The sequence below is a fragment of the Neobacillus terrae genome (assembly GCF_011393025.1).
GTDB classification, from domain to species: Bacteria; Bacillota; Bacilli; order Bacillales; family Cytobacillaceae; genus Neobacillus_A; species Neobacillus_A terrae.
Genome location: NZ_JAAOEO010000065.1, coordinates 1 through 2,735 on the forward strand (window position 1 = coordinate 1; position 2,735 = coordinate 2,735).

General features: G+C 35.7%; 1 protein-coding gene. It reads right to left on the reverse strand.

All coding sequences use genetic code 11. The features are described 5' to 3' along the window. Nucleotides 1-147: 147 nt before the first annotated feature. Complete coding sequence (gene ltrA, locus G8761_RS26565) at nucleotides 148-1,959, reverse strand: group II intron reverse transcriptase/maturase (RefSeq protein ID WP_476638940.1); 1,812 nt, start codon at nucleotides 1,957-1,959, stop codon at nucleotides 148-150. Nucleotides 1,960-2,735: the final 776 nt, after the last annotated feature.

Below are 2,735 nucleotides of genomic sequence, written 5' to 3' on the forward strand. Positions count from 1 at the left end.
CTTAATACAGATAGGTAAGGGTTTGAAGTTATCGCTCCCTTTTCCCCCTGTTCACACCGTACATGCGACTTTCACCGCATACGGCGTTCCAACTAATCCGATTTATTCGTTCTATGTATTAAGTAGACGAGTGCTGTTTTTCCAAAGTTAGATTATTTCATTTTGACATCTTAACCGTAGCTTATTAACTTTTTCTTTCTGCTTACTAGTAAGCTTTAAAAATTGTAAAAGAGTTTCTATTTTGACTTTATCTTTTAGATGAATTAATTGATGAATTGCTTTATGAACAATAATCAGATTTGAATAGCTATCATCTTTTGAAAGATAATAAGGGTTTATGTGATGACAATGCCATTCATGTATCCCTAACTCTTCTCCTAATATGGAACATTTACCATACTGGGCGATAAATTTACTGATTCGATTGTCGTTATATTCAATGGATCTGTTTGGAATATAGTTTCTCATGATGTAAGAAAGCGTATTTTTATCAATAGCCTTTAGGCTATTATGAATTTTTGCTCTACCTTCGGCAGTAAAGTTACATATTACTTGGGAGAATCCAAGTATCTTTTTCCACCGTTGTGCGTGGATGGGGACAAAAACCATTTTTTGTATCATATACAGTTTTGCCTTATATCCCTTGTACCTTTTCTGTAAGGTTTTAGTCATCTCATGGAAACTTGCCTCGGTTCTAATGTTCCTTAATTGATTATATAACGTTCTGCGTAGATGAGCGTTTAACTCATTCAGATTGATAGTGATGTTAGTAGCGGCTGAGTAATAGTTTTGGATTCCCATGACGACAGTATTGAAATTCCAAACTGTCTGAATGCAAGGCTTTTTCTTGACTACTTTTATAGTGTCCTTAATCTTTTGGAAGGCGTTTGCTTTAGCTTTCTTTGACATATCAGACCTTGCTACATAACCAAATCTTGTCTTTCCTTTTCTTATGGCTTTTATTGAAAAACCAAGAAACTCGGAAGAGTTTTTCTTTAGATTAATAACTTTCGATTTTTCTTCACTTGTTTCCAAATGAAGTCTTTTTCTCAAGAAATCTTTCAATGCGTAATTCAATTTTATTGCGTGTGACCTAGTTCGGCAAATTACCTTAAAATCGTCCGCATAACGGACGATGAAACACTCTTTCAAAAATGTTTTCTTTAAATGCTGATACTTACTACCATTGGTGGAGTAAGTATATCTGCTTTCAAATGTTTCCCATTGGTCACTAATCCACCAATCCAATTCGTTTAATACAATGTTGGATAGTAAAGGTGACAAAATACCTCCTTGCGGAGTACCTTTTGTAGGGATACCTTCACCTTCAATCTCTGCTTTTAATAGCCTAGAAATAATTGAAAGTAGTGATTTGTCCCTTATGCCTAGTGACCACATTTGTTTTAAAAGCTTACTATGATTAACATTATCAAAGAAACCTTTAATATCAACATCAACACAATGATGGAGTCCAGATTGATTGATAAGAAATTCAAATCTGGCTTTGGCATGATGAGTGCTCCGATTTGGTCTAAATCCATAGCTATGTTTATGAAATTTTGCTTCACATATTGGCTCTAAAATTTGAAATATGCATTGTTGAAAAATTCTATCCCAAATCGTTGGAATTCCAAGAGGTCTAGTTTTACCTTTTCCTTTTGGAATGAAAACACGCCTTACTGTTTGCGGTTTGTACCTTTTGAACATGGCTTGAACCCTTGCTATTACATCTTCCACTGTTAAATCTAGAATATCGTTAATTGTTAATTTATCTGTTCCCGCAGTTTTGCTACCTGAGTTTCTTTTGATGTTTCGGTAAGCAAGTCGTATATTACCCTTAGAACTCATTAATTCTGTTAAGTCATAGAAGTGATGACCACCGACACTTTGAGCATATAGTGTGTCAAAACAATCTTGCATACTATAATACTCACTGTGTCTCAGTTTCTTCCGTTTCAATAAGTTGGTGACTCCTTTCGGAGTTAAACCTCTTTTAGTCTCACAAGAACCTTATTAACCGATAAAGAACTGCCTTAATTGGTTGAATAAATCTTAATTAGTCTAGTGGCTATCCCTCCATGTGGATTAGACATTTCATTGGTACTGTGCCACCACTTTCACTGATACAAAGGTAAGTTATACAATAGCTAGTTTCATTATTGATTTCCTTGCCAACGTTTCATTGGAAGTAAGTCCTCCACGTTATCAGCTTACAATGTTGAATTATATCTATTATAGAATGAACTTAGGTGCTTCCTTTAAGCCTGTTAGCATTCATACGCCTGTAACGTATCATGGATTTTCATATTAGTTATTCTTACTCACCCACAACTAACCTCACAATTTGGTGATATACACATTTCTATGTATCGCAGTTATAGACCCTTGCATTCAGAAGTTCGTCAGCTTAACCATTACTTTTTGGTTTATTCGCATTCTCACCATATTCATTCAACTCAAGCATCATGAATTACACCACTCCATCGAGTAGGCTTTCGTCAGCCGAACTGGTACGGTAATTTCTCACGCCTTTTCACCGAGCTTATAACACTATTATTCTTACTAAGTCCAGTGCTATTCGACTAAGAGAGAACCCTTCGGGGTGTTCCCCCGTCATTTGATTCTTCGATATAATCCTTCAGTTCCGAAAGGAACTGTCTAGCCTTTACCAGAGAAATGTAACCATCCTCCATTTAAGCTAGAAACATTTCGCACAGCTAACCTGCCCCGTTAGT